The sequence below is a fragment of the Acinetobacter sp. SFB genome (assembly GCF_001647545.1).
In the GTDB taxonomy this organism is placed as follows: Bacteria; Pseudomonadota; Gammaproteobacteria; order Pseudomonadales; family Moraxellaceae; genus Acinetobacter.
Genome location: NZ_LSZH01000001.1, coordinates 293,241 through 309,222, shown reverse-complemented (window position 1 = coordinate 309,222; position 15,982 = coordinate 293,241). Strand labels below are relative to the sequence as shown.

Below are 15,982 nucleotides of genomic sequence, written 5' to 3'. Positions count from 1 at the left end.
ATCTAGCAAAAAATTAACCCAAAATAAGCTGGGTTAAAGTCTAAATACAGCCGTAAATTATAGCATAAATTCTCTTGTTTTTGTCTCCTATCAAGCATCTTAATCTTGTTAATTTTCTACAATTTATCGTTTATTTTTTAATCTGTTTCAATTGTCGGAATTTTATGTGAATTAATTCATTTTTTCACCGACTTTATTTAAATTTAAATCACCCGACAACTCATAATCTTGCTCCATTGAGCTGCTCTTTTGGTTCATTCATCAACATGAAAAATTAATGACGGGTCATCTCTTTAAATCCTCTCCAAAGCACATTGAAATGATGCAATTTATCACTCTTAAAAGCCATAAATCTTGCTTTACATTTACATGAGTCATGAGTCTCATGACTCATGAGTTAATGCACTTTTGCATTGCGTAAATCTGTCAGAGGGGGGTGAAAAATTTTGACAATAAAAAACGCTTCTAGAAACTAGAAGCGTTTTTTGAAGCCTGAGGCCAAGAATTAGATTTTAGAAACCAATTCTGGAATAACAGTATTCAAGTCACCCACTAACCAGTAGTCAGCTACTGCGTTGATTGGCGCTTCTTCATCTTTGTTGATCGCAACGATCACTTTAGAATCTTTCATCCCTGCCAAATGCTGAATCGCACCGGAAATACCCACAGCGATGTACAGGTCAGGTGCAACGATTTTACCTGTTTGACCCACTTGCATGTCGTTAGGTACGAAACCTGCGTCCACCGCAGCGCGTGAAGCACCTTGAGCAGCACCCAGCTTGTCGGCCAATGGATCAAGGATTTTGTGGTAGTTTTCACCTGAACCCACACCACGACCACCAGACACCACAATACGTGCAGCGGTTAATTCTGGACGTTCAGATTTAACAATCTCTTCAGAAATAAACTTCGAGATGCCGGCATCTTGAACGTCGCTGACAGCTTCAACTGCTGCAGAACCACCTGTAGTTGCTACAGGATCAAATGCAGTACCACGAACAGTGGCCAGCACGACAGATTCAGAAGATTCAACCGTTGCAATGGCGTTACCGGCATAGATTGGACGCTTGAAAGTGGTTGGGCTTTCAACAGCAATGATGTCAGAGATCATGCTGACATCTAACAATGCAGCCGCACGTGGCAATACGTTTTTACCATTTGAGGTAGAGGCAGCCAGGATATGTGAATAACCTGTACCCACTTGTGCAACTAAAGCAGCCACGTTTTCAGCCAGCTGGTTTGCATAAGCTGCGTTGTCAGCAAGCAAGACCTTGCTGACACCGGCCACTTGAGCCGCTTGGTCAGCAACGGCCTGAGCGCCCGAACCCGCAACCAATACAGTGATATCACCACCGATTTTTTGAGCTGCAGCCACAACGTTTAAAGTTGCACCGTTTAGTGCTTTATTGTCGTGCTCAGCGATAACTAAAATACTCATGATATTATCCTTCTGTATTAGATCACTTTCGCTTCGTTTTTAAGTTTTGCCACAAGCTCGTCCACAGATTTCACTTGTACGCCAGCTTTACGCTCTGCCGGTGGTTCAACCTTCACTGTTTTAAGTTTGGTGGTTGCTGCAACGCCATAATCTGCAGGAGACTTCACATCAAGCGGTTTTTTACGCGCTTTCATGATGTTTGGAAGTGCCGCATAACGTGGCTCGTTCAAACGCAAGTCGGTGGTGATAATGGCAGGCAGGTTCAATTCAACCGTTTGTAAACCGCCGTCCACTTCACGGGTAACCTGAACTTTGTCGCCCGCCACATTCACGATAGAAGCAAATGTACCTTGACCGGCACCGAGTAAAGCACCCAGCATCTGACCGACCTGATTCGAGTCGTCATCAATCGCTTGTTTACCCAGAAGGATCAGTTCCGGTTTTTCTTGTTCTACAATGCCTTTCAAGATTTTAGCCACTTCAAGTGCACCAATCTCTTCAGCAGTTTCTACCAGGATACCGCGGTCAGCACCCAAAGCCATGGCAGAACGGATTTGTTCTTGCGCTTCTTTAGGACCGATAGAAACCACAACGATTTCTGAAACTGTTCCTTTTTCTTTTAAACGAACCGCTTCTTCCACTGCGATTTCACAGAATGGGTTGATCGACATCTTAACGTTAGTCAGGTCTACCCCACTATTGTCCGGTTTAACGCGAACTTTAACGTTGGCATCAACCACACGTTTTACAGCAACAAGAGCCTTCATGTAATCCTCGGCTGTTTCAGCAAAAGTAAATGTTGAGAAAAGTTATAATAACTCTTCACTTAAAATTTTTAGGTGCCCTATCTTGCAATGCGTATGGCATTTCGGTCAAGTCACAATTATCGAAAGAGCGGTTAAAATGCGTAAAATTACTTGAACTAGGCGTTCATATTTTTTTCAAGCATTCTTATTAAGATGAAATACCTCAATATTTATTATTTTTTTAAGCATTGATTTGTATTATTTTTTTATCTGATTAAACTCATCAAAAGTTCTGATTTAATAATTTTTTTCGCTTACTTTTTAACTCGAACAGCTTACGCTTTTTGCACAAACCATAAAGTTGCAAACTGTCATTTAAGACAGATTGATATCAATTTGGTGCTATATCTGCAGAAAAAATGATCATTTTTTTAGCATAAACGTGTAATAAATTACTTTTAATTAACAAATCCAGTTCTAGTTAAAAAAGCATGCCACCGTGACATGCTTTTTATAGGCATGTTAATGAATGATGAGCCAAGTGGCAGCAAGCATTAATAAACCGCCCGAACCACCGTCAATCCATTTTTGTTTACGTTCATCAATTTGGGTTTTACGGGTAATTTTGGCAAAAATTAAGCTTAAACTGCAGTACACCACAAAGATTAATCCGATAAAAATAAACGATAGAATCAAACCTTGAGTAACCGTATCACCGCTTTTATTAATAAACTGCGGTAAAATCGCAAAATAAATCAACATGCCCTTTGGATTCAGCAAAGCGGTAAAGAACCCTTTTTGAATCGGGTTCGAGGTGCTTTTGTTTTCAATCGCCAATTTTTTATTGCTAAAAACTGACTTGATTAAACTAAAGGCCAAAAATAATAGATAAGCAATCCCGAGCCAGCGAATGGTTTCAAATAATAGCGGGAAGGAAACAATAATGGCGGCAATGCCGAGCGCCACCAAAACAGAATGCACCAAATACCCCAGACACACCCCTACAGTTGCCATCATGCCTGCTTTTGCATCTTTTCCCATCACTTGTGACAGGATAAATAACATATCTGGTCCAGGTGTAAAAATAAGCGGGATAACCGTTAAGGCAAACAGTGCAAATACAGACATTTCCTTTTCCCTTTCCATGTCTTGAAAGTGAAAATTAGTATCGAATAAATACTACAAAATAGGATTTCAATTTATTCTATAATTCTAATTATTTTTCGAATTATATTCTAATTTATGAAATTATCTTCCAAATCTATTTCAGTAAAACTCGATCGTACCGACAAAAATATCATTCGTGCACTGCAAAATAATGGTCGTATGCAAAATAACGATCTTGCCCGTGAAATTGGACTGTCACCTTCTTCATGTTTGCGTCGGGTGAAATTACTCGAAGAAGCCGGAGTGATTCAGAACTACACCACCGTAGTGGATCCACAAAAAATTGGTTTACAACTGATTTTGTTTTCGCGTATCTGGCTGGTGGGTCAGGATGCTGAAACCATTGACTGCTTTATTGAAGCGATGAAAGAACTGCCTCATGTGATGGAGTGTTATATTATTTTGGGTGAATGTGATGCCATGCTCAAAGTGGTCGTTCCTGATCTGGAAAGTTACCGTAAGTTTCAGTCCACACATTTAACCAAGAAAAACGGCATTACCAGCGTGAAAACAGATTTACCCAGTCAAATTATTAAACAAAGTTTCCAGCTTCCCCTAGATGATCTTTAAGACAGGATGAGGAGTGTAGAGTTTGAGACACCGTATTTAATTTTAAAAATAGGGAAAAATTCTGATCTGAAGTGGTTTTATGCACAGAAGTGATGCGTTATTTTCCCATTGTTTAAATCGGAAATAAATTAAACTTTACTTTTGATTCACTCAAACTAAACCCGGTTGCATTCACTGCAGTACAAAGCACCAAAACCCAAGCCGTTATGCAAGGTTTAGATATGCAATTTAAACATGACTTCAACTACCTGGCTTTAGATAACACTATTCCCTTGCAAAGACCTATGCTTTATCAAATAGATAAGGCTCAATTTAGGTAGACTACCCCCCCATTAAACGTGATGATGTTGTAAAAAATCACGGTGAATATGGCTTAAATCAATCAGGTCATATTCCTGAAGGTTAAATATTTTCCACACTTCTAAAAAGTCTTGTTTTAAATCCACACCCACTGTAGCAATCGGTCGTTGCTGCCATTGCAAGTCTGAAATCCAGATATAGCCTTGTTGTGTCTGTGTATTGACCGCTTGTACCTTCCCTTCAGCATTGATGCCTTGAACATGAGTATTTTCTGGCAAAGAGGGTTCAATAGTGGGCAAACTGATTTCAACAAAATGCTTTACCTGACGCAGACCATAGCCTGCAAAAATCTCTTTTTGTTCCGTACTCAATCGGTCATATTTTTCTTGAACATCTGAAATCATTGTTTTCCCTATCATTTTTACTCCCCAACTCTGTTTGACATCCATTGAAACAACACATAATTTTATTAACCAGCATTATTTATGCCAGCTATTTCATATTTATACTTGATTTTTATACCTGATAAATTGGCTTTTTATTATTCTACAATAGTTTAAAACGCCCGAAATATTCCGCAATACTACCTATAGATGTATTTAAGTTTTATTAATTTATGTTCTTTTTCTCAAAAAACCAGTTTCACTTTTAGACAAAAGGTAGATCTCTAGTCAGATTTCTTAAGTTGGGCACGCGGATGTGCCTGGTCATAGACCTGCGCCAAACGGTCAAAATCAACGTGGGTATAGATTTGCGTTGTGGTTAAGTTGCTGTGCCCCAACATTTCTTGTACAGCGCGTAAATCTCCGCTGTTCGACAGCATATGACTGGCAAAACAATGACGCAATAAATGTGGATGCAAATCGACATTTACTCCGGCTCGTTGCGCCTGGAATTTAACCCGATTTTCAATTTGTCTTGCGCCCAGCGGATTACCCTTTTGCGTGATAAATACATTGGCATCAGGGACAAAGTCACCATTCCATAACGGATAAACTTGTAGCCACAACATCACCGCATCTTTAGCTTTAGATCCAAAAGGCACCACACGGGTTTTATTGCCTTTACCGGTTATGCGTAACAGCTGCCGATTAAAATCTATATCCTTAATGCGCAAGCCTTGCACTTCTGCCAGTCGCAGACCACTCGAATAAAGCAATTCCAAGATCGCTTTATCGCGTAACCACATTTGTTGTTCGATGTGTTTTTCAGGTTTGGGCTGATCTAGAATTTGATTAATGGTTTCAATATCCACCATACCGGGTAGCGGTCTAGGCAATCGTTTCAACTGAAAATCATCGGCAGGATTAAAAGCCAGGTATTGCCCTTGCTCCGCCCATTTCATAAATTGACGAATGGAAGATAAAAGCCGTTGCAAACTGCTGGAACTCAATTGCTGCTGCTCAACCTTTTGCGCCAAAAACTCACGCAGATCAGTCGATTCAACATTTGCCAGATTCATTTTTTTTACGACACAAAAATTTAAAAAATCCGAAACATCACGTTCATAGGCCTGCAAAGTATGTTTGGACTGATTTTGAATCTCTCTTTCTTTTAACCACATCAGCAATAAATCAGCAGGAGAACGTATCTGCAGCTCTGGATCAATCACGTTTTTCTCACTGTATTTAATGGACGCTACTCAACGGCGACAATTATTGATTTCATGCTTAAACTGCTTAGATTTAATAATCAAGCACAGCATAGGATACGCCCTTTCATTTTGATTCTATCGGTTTCATCGCTATTTACACAATCAATCATTCTACAGATAAAAAAAGCACCATCATGCTGACAGTGCTTTTTAAGTCAAACCATGAGTTTTATTGCTGGTAAAAACTCAAGTCGATACGACCTTCATAGACATTTGCAGTTGGACCGGTCATCCAAACCACATCGCCCTCTTTCCATTCAATTTGCAACTTACCACCAGCAAGTTCAATTTCTACAGCATTAGCTAGCAAGCCACGGCGCATACCTGAAATTGCAGCCGCACAAGCACCTGTACCACACGCCAATGTCTCGCCTACACCACGCTCAAATACCCGTAAACGCGCATGATTTTCATCAATAATTTGCATAAAGCCGGCATTGACGCGTTGTGGAAAACGTTCATGCGATTCAATTTGAGGTCCCATGCCGGCAACATCAGCGGTAAGCACATCTGGAACAACAGTCACTGCATGCGGATTACCCATGTTCACCACATCAATGATAATACTTTCACTACTGGCCAAGGCTAAGCTGTAGAGGTTTTCAGGCTGATCTGCAAGGAACGGAATCTGGTTGGGCAAGAATTTTGGATAGCCCATATTCACGCGGACCCAGCCATTTTGTCCCAGTTCAGGCTCAACAATACCGGCTTTGGTTTGCACTTTAATTTTGGTTTTCGTGGTCAATCGACGTTCATGCACAAAACGGGCAAAACAGCGAACGCCATTGCCACATTGCTCGACTTCAGAGCCATCTGCATTAAAAATACGATACTTAAAATCGACATTGGGTAAATCGGGCGGCTCAACAATTAAAAGCTGGTCGAAACCAATCCCGAAATGACGGTCAGCCAAACGCTGAATGGTCATGCTATCTAGGTAAGCGCGCTGACTGATCAGATCAACTACTATGAAGTCATTGCCCAGACCATGCATTTTGGTAAATTCTAAAAACATCTTGCATTACTCCTTAAGGCAATAAACGTTCTTTATCCCACAATGATTCAATGCTTTCACGCTCACGAATCAAATGTGCCTGATCAGCATCGACCATTACTTCAGCAGCACGACCACGGCTGTTGTAGTTTGAACTCATCACAAAACCGTATGCACCTGCACCCAATACTGCAAGCACATCATTTTCCTGCAAGGCCAGTTGACGTTCTTTACCGAGAAAATCACCGGTTTCACAAATCGCGCCGACCACATCCCACTCTTTGGTTTCAACATCACTACGTGGAGTGACTTGCTGAATATCCATCCATGCTTCGTATAAAGCAGGACGAATAAGGTCATTCATTGCGGCATCAATAATGGCAAAATTACGGTGATTGGTCGGTTTCAACAAATCAACTTTAGTCAGTAACACACCTGCATTGGCAGAGATGCTACGTCCCGGTTCCATATACACTTTGAGACCCAATTTTTCTAAAGCCGGTTTCAGCGCATTGGCATATTCGACAACAGTTGGCGGAACTTCATCTTTATAAGTAACCCCCAAACCACCACCAATGTCGATGTGTTTTAAATGGATACCGAGTTCTTTTAGTTGCTCAATCATCATGATCACGCGGTCAAGCGCATCAACGAAAGGTTGCGTTTCGGTCAATTGTGAACCGATGTGACAGTCGATCCCGACTACGTTCAGATTCGGTAATGATGCTGCATATTGATAAGTTTCAAATACGCTGTCCGATGGAATGCCAAATTTATTTTCTTTTAAACCGGTCGAAATATAGGGATGGGTTTTGGCATCGACATCCGGATTTACCCGTAAAGAAATCGGGGCTTTTTTGCCCAGTTCAGCCGCCACTTTTTGAATGCGATCCAGCTCTGCATAGGATTCAACATTGAAGCAGGCAATACCGACTTCTAAGGCTTTCTTAATGTCCGCTTCTGATTTTCCTAAACCGGAAAACACAATTTTAGCTGCATTCCCACCCGCTTTCAGCACACGAGCCAGCTCACCGCCAGTGACAATATCAAAACCTGCACCTAGTTTCGCCAGTACATTCAAGACCGCAATATTAGAGTTCGACTTTACCGCAAAACAAATTTGATGATCGATAAAGCCAAATGCACGATCCATATCGAGATAATGCTTTTCAAAAGTAGCCTTTGAATAAACATAAAGTGGCGTGCCAAATTGCTGCGCAAGTTGTTGCAACGAACATTGCTCTGCGTGCAGAACCCCATTAATGCGGGTAAAACTCATGAATGTATCCTTTCGATGACGCGTTTAGATATTAAAATTAATTCGTTTCAGCAGATGAAGCAGGAAGCTCTTGTACCGGAGCTGCTTCCTCCTTAGGCGAAGATTGCTGTTTTGAATCGACATTGGGATATAACAAATATTTCGCACGCTTGTCGTAATTCTGGTCACTCGGCAACTGCAAAGCTCCGGATTGACCACAACCGACCAAGGCAACACCTGTTGCCAATAAACTGATGTAGCAAATGACAAGACGCATCTGACCACCTATCCTATATTTTCGAAGAAGTATAACTCGATCACCGCCGTGACCAAAGGGCTAAACGCTAGAGATTATCGCTAGTTAAAAAAAAACGCCAGTTTCAAACTGGCGTTTTCACAAACAAAGGGCTTATTTATGTTTCGGTTTGTAGAAACCAAAGTAACCAATAATCAAAATAATGAACCAGATTGGACTCACCATCAGCGCTTTCATGGTATCTGCTTCTAAGGACAAGACGTAAATCATGCCAATAAAGAAGATGATCACCAACCAACAGGTAAACAATCCACCCGGTAGTTTAAAGGTTGACTTGGCATGCAGTTCTGGACGAGTTTTATAATAAACAATATAACTCCAGATAATCATCAACCAGACACAGATGAACAGGATGGTTGAAAGCGTGGTTGCCAAAGTAAAGGCTTCCACCGTGTTTGGTACAAAGTACTGAAGTGCAGCACCCAGAAGTAAACACACCGCAGAGAAATACAAAGCATTCGCAGGAACAGCACGCTTATTTAAATGTCCAAACGCTTTTGGACCTTGCTCTTCACGTGAAAGACCAAACAGCATACGACTGGTCGAGAATACCCCACTGTTCATGGATGACATGACTGAAGACAATACTACCAAGTTCATGATAATTGCCGCAGCTGCAATACCCGCTTGACTAAACAGATTTACAAACGGACTAATGGTTGGATCAATTTTATTCCACGGCGTTACCGACATCACAATCACCAAGGCCAACACGTAGAAAATGATGATACGAATCGGAATCGAGTTGACCGCTTTAGGCAAGTTGCGCTCTGGATCTTTGGTTTCAGCCGCAGTTGTACCGACTAGCTCTACCCCAACAAAGGCAAAGATCGCAATCTGGAAACCTGCCAGAAACCCGGATACTCCGGTGGGAAAAATCCCGTCATGTGCCCAGAGATGGGTAAATGACGCTACTTCACCTGCAGTTGAAGTGAAGCCGGTAAAGATCATCCACAAACCGACAGCAATCAGGACCACAATGGCAATAATCTTGATTAAGGCAAACCAGAACTCTAATTCACCGAATAATTTAACGGTAACCAGATTCAAGCCCATAATAAAGATGATGGCCGCCATACTGATCATTACCCCTTCGCCAGGCGTAAACGGCAGCCCTCCGTTAAAGAATTGCAGGTAATAAATAATCGCGGATAAGTCAGCAATACCGATGGTGATCCAGCACAGCCAATAGGTCCAGCCGACAAAATAACCTGCCCATGGACCGATTAAATCTGTCGCAAAATCAATAAAAGACTTGTATTGCAGGTTAGACAGTAACAGTTCGCCAAGCGCACGCATGACCAAAAAAACCATAAAACCAATAATCATATAAATGATCAGAATTGAAGGTCCGGCCAGGCTGATGGTTTTACCTGAGCCCATGAATAAACCGGTACCAATTGCCCCGCCTATTGCAATCAATTGCAAATGTCGATTAGACAGACTCCGTTGTAGTTCACCACCTTCACTGGTCGAACCTGTATTTTGATTTGACATTTATTTCATTCATCTTCGACGTCTATCGCAACAAATTACCGCAAAAAACAGAGAAAACAACAAAAAATTGTGAACTATCTATATTTTCTAATTAAGTAAAAAAGTTAATTTATTTTTCTCATACACTTAACTGGTGAATAATTGATTTAAAAATAAACATTAATAATTCATTTTTAATGCTTGTAAAAGTGCTGAACTTTAGCTAAAAAATAAATAACCAAAAGAATATGCTGATAAAAATTGAATTTTCGACAAACAAAAATTAAAGCACTTTTAAAGCATAAGGAATAAAAATTCAGTCTCGTTATAGCAAATAATCAGGAAGATCTAAATATGGCACATCACTTGCTTAAGCATTGATAAATCTAAATAAGCCATTTACCAAACTCAGGACGACAAGAAGAAAATATGATGCAAAATTTACAGTCAATAATGGAAACACTCAGCGGATGGGTTTGGGGTCCATATATGCTGGTACTGATAGTGGGTACCGGTGTATTTCTCACATTCCGCCTCATGTTCTGGCAATTCCGTATGCTGCCTTTGGCCTTTAAACAGGTTTTTGGCAAGCATCCTCAAGCTAAATCACACGCAGGAGATATTTCACACTTTGCCTCCCTGATGACGGCACTCTCCGCCACCATTGGTACCGGTAATATCGCAGGTGTTGCGACAGCATGCGTTCTGGGTGGTCCTGGCGCTGTCTTCTGGATGTGGATGACGGCTTTATTTGGCATGGCAAGCAAATATGGTGAAGGCGTATTGGCAGTCAAATATCGCGTTAAAAATGAAAATGGTCTGATGTCCGGTGGGCCGATGTATTACATCGAACAGGGCTTAAAGTGGAAATGGCTTGCGCTGATTTTTGCATTCTTTGGCACAGTGGCTTCTTTTGGTATTGGCAGTTCAGTACAGTCCAATACCGTGGCACTTGCGGTGCAAAACAGTATGGGCATTGAAACTTGGATCACGGGCATTGTGATTACTGTCTTCTCGGCATTGGTGATTTTAGGCGGTATTCGATCGATTGCCAAGGCAGCGACCCTGATTGTGCCTATTATGGCGATTGGTTATGTTGCAGGTGGTCTGGTCATTATTCTAAACAATCTTGATCTAGTGATGCCTGCCTTGGAATTAATCTTTAAAGATGCCTTTACCGGTGAAGCAGTTGCAGGTGGTGCAATTGGTGCTGTGATTCGTTACGGGGTCGCACGTGGTGTCTTCTCGAACGAAGCAGGTATGGGTTCTGCGCCTATTGCAGCCGCAGCGGCAAAAACCGATCATCCTGCACGTCAGGGTCTTGTTTCAATGACCGGGACATTTATTGACACCATCATCGTATGTAGTATTACCGGTATCGTCTTGGTGATGGGTTTCATTATGGCCGGCAATAGTTTTGGAAATGAAACGGGTGCCGTGCTGACGACTCATATTTTTGATCAATTATTGCCGGGTGTGGGCGGTTGGGTAGTGACCTTCGGTATTATTTTCTTTGCCTATTCCACTATTTTAGGTTGGTGTTATTACGGTGAAAAATGCTGTACTTATATTTTTGGAGAAAAGTACGTTCTGGTGTATCGGGTGATTTATATCGCTTCAGTTTTCATTGGCTGTATCGCCACGCTGGATTTGGTCTGGTTATTTGCCGATACTTTCAATGGTTTGATGGCAGTTCCAAACTTAATAGCTTTACTGTTGTTGTCAGGCGTTATTGTGAAAGAATCGAAAGACTTTATCGCAAAACGTAAATCCGGCGAACTGTATTAATTCAAGTTTTTTTATCATGACCAACAAGCCACCTTAGCGGTGGCTTTTTTATTTGCATCTAGCGCTGTATGCTGTAGCCAGTTTCCAATTTTTGTATATTTCAAATAAAAAATATGGCCAAAGCGAAAAGTGTTTATCGATGTGAACAATGTGGTGCTGACCATCTAAAATGGGCAGGTCAATGTAGCGAATGTGGTGAATGGAACAGTCTGACCGAAGTCAGCATTGCACCTGCCGTGACTCATCGTGCGCAACCGAAAATAAGTGGCGGTTATGCAGGTCAAGTCGCCAATATTACGACCTTAAATAAAGTTTCCGTTTCACATGAATCACGTCTGGCGACTGGTATTAGTGAATTTGACCGTGTTCTGGGCGGTGGCTTGGTGACGGGTTCTGTGGTGCTGATTGGTGGTGATCCGGGTATCGGTAAATCCACGATTCTTTTACAAACCGCTACGCATATGGCCTCGGCACAAAGCTCTGCGCTGTATGTCACCGGTGAGGAATCACTTTCGCAAGTCGCATTGCGTGCCCACCGCTTAGAGTTACCGACAGAACATCTTCAAGTCATGGCAGAAACCTGTGTGGAGCGGATTTGTGAAGTGTTGGCGCAAGTGCGTCCTGCGGTTGCCATTCTCGATTCGATCCAAACGCTTTACACTGAAACGCTGCAATCTGCACCGGGCGGCGTTTCCCAAATTCGTGAATCTGCCGCTTTACTGACCCGTTTTGCTAAAAATAGTGGCACCTCATTATTTCTGGTGGGGCATGTGACCAAAGAAGGTGCTTTAGCGGGTCCGCGTGTTTTAGAACATATGGTCGATTGTGTTTTATATTTTGAAGGTCAATCTGACTCGCGTTACCGCATGATTCGTGCAGTAAAAAACCGTTTTGGTGCAGTCAATGAATTGGGCGTGTTTGGCATGACCGAGAAAGGCCTGCGTGAAGTTTCCAATCCATCCGCTATTTTCCTCAGTCGTTACGATGAAGCCATTCCTGGTTCGATTGTGATGATTAGTCGTGAAGGTACACGTCCCCTACTTGTTGAAGTACAAGCCTTGGTAGACGATGCACACGGTCAACCGCGTCGTGTCGCTTTAGGTTTAGATCAAAACCGGTTGAATATGCTACTTGCGGTGATGCATCGTCATGGTGGCGTACAAACTGCAGGACAAGATGTCTATGTTAATGTGGTCGGCGGTTTAAAAATTACTGAAACAGGCTCTGACCTTGCCGTTTTACTGGCTTGTGCTTCAAGCTTGCGTGGTAAAGCATTACCTCAGCAACTGGCTGTGTTTGGCGAAGTGGGGCTATCGGGTGAAATTCGCCCTGTGCCGAATGGCCAGGAACGCTTAAAAGAAGCGGTTAAACATGGTTTTAAATACATTATTCTGCCTAGAGGCAATGCGCCACAAAAACCGATTCCCGGTGTACAGATCATTTCTGTAGCACGTTTACATGAAGCACTCAGCGAAGCCATGAGCTTAAGTGAAGAATTGGCTTAAGCTTTAACATATGAAAAATTATGTAAAAAAACACCATTTTGATATTGAAATTCGGTGCAAATGACTGCATAACTATAGGGCTACAATTTACTTTTTATTTAGGAAAAATTCGATGGAAGTTCGACAGCGTGGTTTGATGGCAGGTCTTTTAATGGCAGCTTTGGTGGTTGCACCAATGGCTGAAGCGAAACGTGCAGGTGGTGGTAAAAGCCACGGCATGAGTCGTTCTGCTGCTCCAACCCAGTCTTACCAACAACCGCGTCAAGCTACTCCTGCCCAACAACCGACTACCGCACCTGCTCAAAAATCAGGTTCTGGCGTAGGTAAAATGGTTGCTGCTGGTGTTGCCGGTGCTGCGATTGGTGCAGTTGCAGCGAATGCACTGGCAGATGACAAACCTGCTGCAAGCAGTGCTGATGCTACAGCACAACAGCAGGAAGAAAAAGGCGGACTTCCAGGCTGGATCTGGATTCTTCTAGCAGCTGCAATCGCATTCTTCTTGTTCCGTAAATTCGGTGCAAAAAAAAAACTAGCCGCTAACAATCCCTATGCACCAAACAATGCTGGCAATACAGCACCGTTTGGTCAACAAAATGCAGCACCACGTACGTCAAATGACAGCAGCAATATTTTTGGTCAATCCGTAGGTGGTTCTGCAGGTGCAGCAACTCAAGCGCCTTTTGGTGCGGCTTCAACCAGCAATGGCAATCAATTGCCAGATGGTACTGAACCTGCTGCATTCTTACGTGTTGCTCGTCAGCGCTTCAACCATATTCAGTCCATGAATACAGCCAGTAATATTGCTGAAATTCAACGTTATTTAACGCCTGATCTTTATCAGTCTATGCATAACGACATTATGGCAAACCAAGACCAAGACGTTGCTGAATTCTCTAACCTCAATGCGATGGTGGTCGATTCTTCAACTGAAAATGGTCAGTATGTGGTGAGCGTACGTTTCACGGGTACTGTAAGCGAAGATTTAAACAGCTTACCGCAACCTTTTGCAGAAGTTTGGCATTTCACCAAACCTGCAGCTTCTAACCAGGAATGGTTGGTTGCCGGTATTCAACAAGAGGCTTAAGGTCTTTTGAGCTAAAAACAGCGACTTCAGTCGCTGTTTTTTTTGTGATTTTAAATCAAAGATTGGTTTTAATTTTTGCCCTCCTTGTATTTCAATCAGATTGTGTCGTAACCAGATGTGCATGTCTAAAAACCAAATTAAATTTTTCATTGTAAGCTTAAAGTATCTAAAAACTGTCTTATCCGTATTTCCGGCTGAAGTTTGCTGCTCCGCCTTAGTGCTGTATATTTACAAGGAAATTTAAGCAAGATGATCAGCTATTGGGTGGGTGTACTTACCTTCTCGGCTTTATTTATCGGATTGTATTTAAGTTACATCGAATCCCAGGTTAAGAAGATCGCAATTGCAACCGCAATAATTTGGATTATCAGCACATTTACCTCTTTTATCTAAAACTGAACAGTGTAAAAAGCCAATCTTCGGATTGGCTTTTTTGTGCCAAACATTTAGGCTATAGCAATTATGTGCTTTGGATTTTTGAATGTCTGATCTCCCTATTTCTACCGAACTTTTTAACCGTGCGATGGCAGGCAATCGTGATGCACAATTTGAGCTTGCTGAAATTTATATGCAAAGTGAAAATGATGAACATGTTGCACTTGCTGAAGAATGGGCACTCAAAGCTGCCCAACTGGGGCATGTTGAAGCCATGTACTGGCTGGGTGAAGGTTATGCATTTTATGCAAAAGACATACTGGAAGAAGATCCGAAGGAAGCAAAAACCTATTTTGAACATGCTTACCGCTGGTTAGAACAAGCCGCGAAACATAAACATCCTGCTGCTCTTTTAGAATTATCGAATTTTTATCGCCGTGGCGATGTGGTAGAAAAAGACGTGACCAAGTCGGTTGAATTGGTCAAGCAAGCCGCTGAACTGGGTGAAGCTCAAGCCATGCGCGATTTGGCCTGCATTTATGAACACGGTTTAGGTGTCGATGTGGATGATGAAAAAGCCGATTATTGGCATGATAAAGCTCAATCTACTGAAGAATAATGAGATGAAAAAGCCTATCGATTGATGGGCTTTATTTTTCATATATTCAACTTTAATAATCAAAAAAATTTAGTTTTGACTTAATTCTAATTATATTTTACTGACAATTTTTTCAATTTTGGGTTTGATATATTCCAAAAGTTCTAAATACCTTTCTAAATCTCTTACTCTCATTATACTATAATTACTTAAGTCTGATTCAAACGGCTTATTAATCAACGCTTTCGTTCTACTGAGATCCCGATACTTATAACTATCTCTATTCGCTTCTACTCTCATCTTTTTAGCTTCAATAAAATCATGAGACAAAAATAGAATATATTTATTCTTAACTATTTTAGGGATAGAATGTGCGATTAAATTTCTTAAAAATAAATTCATATTTAATTTCTGTAATAATAAAACTATGTCATCATCAAAATATTTAATAATTTCAATATTTAACAATAGTTGTGCTAGTGGAAGCGTTTTTATTTCATTTTTATATGTTTTTATTCCTTCATAGGCTACTAACCTTTTAACCTCATACTCTAACTCGTTAAATTTAATCAAAATATCTATAAGCAAAATTTTTTCAGAATTTGGCAGTGTACTTGAAAGTAGTTCCCTCCAATTTTCTTCAGTAAAATTATCTACTTTTAATGTAATGTCATATAAATCATCCATATTCATTCCCTAATTTTTAGTATCTA

At 41.3% G+C, this 15,982-nt stretch carries 15 protein-coding genes; 5 read left to right on the top strand and 10 right to left on the bottom strand.

The features are described 5' to 3' along the window. Positions 1-505: 505 nt before the first annotated feature. The 3 genes from AY606_RS01460 to AY606_RS01450 all read right to left on the bottom strand — a co-directional run bounded on the left by AY606_RS01460 (position 506) and on the right by AY606_RS01450 (position 3,312). A complete protein-coding gene (locus AY606_RS01460; RefSeq protein ID WP_067863613.1) occupies positions 506-1,438 on the bottom strand; it encodes an FAD-binding protein in 933 nt (310 codons plus the stop codon). A gap of 17 nt (positions 1,439-1,455) precedes the next feature. Further along, a complete protein-coding gene (locus tag AY606_RS01455) occupies positions 1,456-2,205 on the bottom strand; it encodes an electron transfer flavoprotein subunit beta/FixA family protein (protein ID WP_067863610.1) in 750 nt (249 codons plus the stop codon). Positions 2,206-2,706: 501 nt separating this feature from the next. After that, complete coding sequence (locus AY606_RS01450; RefSeq protein WP_067863606.1) at positions 2,707-3,312, bottom strand: LysE family translocator; 606 nt, start codon at positions 3,310-3,312, stop codon at positions 2,707-2,709. Positions 3,313-3,426: 114 nt separating this feature from the next. On the opposite strand from AY606_RS01450, the gene AY606_RS01445 reads away from it, so the two are divergent. Then, a complete protein-coding gene (locus AY606_RS01445) occupies positions 3,427-3,921 on the top strand; it encodes an Lrp/AsnC family transcriptional regulator (RefSeq protein WP_067863604.1) in 495 nt (164 codons plus the stop codon). Between the two features lie 332 nt (positions 3,922-4,253). Here the strand turns inward: AY606_RS01445 and AY606_RS01440 are convergent, their stop codons facing one another. The 6 genes from AY606_RS01440 to AY606_RS01415 form a co-directional block, all read right to left on the bottom strand. Next, entirely contained in the window at positions 4,254-4,625 is a 372-nt protein-coding gene (locus AY606_RS01440; RefSeq protein ID WP_067863601.1) for a hypothetical protein, read from the bottom strand. 263 nt (positions 4,626-4,888) lie between these two features. Beyond that, a complete protein-coding gene (locus AY606_RS01435; RefSeq protein WP_067864496.1) occupies positions 4,889-5,785 on the bottom strand; it encodes a tyrosine recombinase XerC in 897 nt (298 codons plus the stop codon). A 259-nt stretch (positions 5,786-6,044) separates the two neighbouring features. Beyond that, positions 6,045-6,890, bottom strand: coding sequence for a diaminopimelate epimerase (gene dapF, locus AY606_RS01430; RefSeq protein ID WP_067863598.1), 846 nt, complete (start codon positions 6,888-6,890; stop codon positions 6,045-6,047). Between the two features lie 13 nt (positions 6,891-6,903). Further along, entirely contained in the window at positions 6,904-8,148 is a 1,245-nt protein-coding gene (gene lysA, locus AY606_RS01425) for a diaminopimelate decarboxylase (RefSeq protein ID WP_067863595.1), read from the bottom strand. Between the two features lie 37 nt (positions 8,149-8,185). Beyond that, a complete protein-coding gene (gene lptM / locus AY606_RS01420) occupies positions 8,186-8,404 on the bottom strand; it encodes an LPS translocon maturation chaperone LptM (RefSeq protein WP_067863592.1) in 219 nt (72 codons plus the stop codon). Positions 8,405-8,536: 132 nt separating this feature from the next. Then, positions 8,537-9,940 carry an amino acid permease gene (locus AY606_RS01415; RefSeq protein WP_067863590.1) on the bottom strand — a complete coding sequence of 468 codons (1,404 nt, stop codon included), beginning with the start codon at positions 9,938-9,940 and terminating at the stop codon, positions 8,537-8,539. 411 nt (positions 9,941-10,351) lie between these two features. Between AY606_RS01415 and AY606_RS01410 the strand changes: the two genes are divergently transcribed. The 4 genes from AY606_RS01410 to AY606_RS01395 all read left to right on the top strand — a co-directional run bounded on the left by AY606_RS01410 (position 10,352) and on the right by AY606_RS01395 (position 15,290). After that, on the top strand, positions 10,352-11,707 hold the full coding sequence (locus AY606_RS01410) for an alanine/glycine:cation symporter family protein (RefSeq protein ID WP_067864493.1): 1,356 nt from the start codon (positions 10,352-10,354) through the stop codon (positions 11,705-11,707). Between the two features lie 113 nt (positions 11,708-11,820). Continuing rightward, on the top strand, positions 11,821-13,212 hold the full coding sequence (gene radA, locus AY606_RS01405) for a DNA repair protein RadA (RefSeq protein WP_067863587.1): 1,392 nt from the start codon (positions 11,821-11,823) through the stop codon (positions 13,210-13,212). 112 nt (positions 13,213-13,324) lie between these two features. Then, positions 13,325-14,296: a Tim44 domain-containing protein gene (locus AY606_RS01400; protein ID WP_067863584.1), complete on the top strand. Its 972-nt coding sequence runs from the start codon at positions 13,325-13,327 to the stop codon at positions 14,294-14,296. Between the two features lie 481 nt (positions 14,297-14,777). Then, a complete protein-coding gene (locus AY606_RS01395; RefSeq protein WP_067863581.1) occupies positions 14,778-15,290 on the top strand; it encodes a tetratricopeptide repeat protein in 513 nt (170 codons plus the stop codon). 90 nt (positions 15,291-15,380) lie between these two features. Here the strand turns inward: AY606_RS01395 and AY606_RS01390 are convergent, their stop codons facing one another. Beyond that, positions 15,381-15,956, bottom strand: coding sequence for a hypothetical protein (locus tag AY606_RS01390; RefSeq protein WP_067863578.1), 576 nt, complete (start codon positions 15,954-15,956; stop codon positions 15,381-15,383). Positions 15,957-15,982 lie beyond the last annotated feature (26 nt).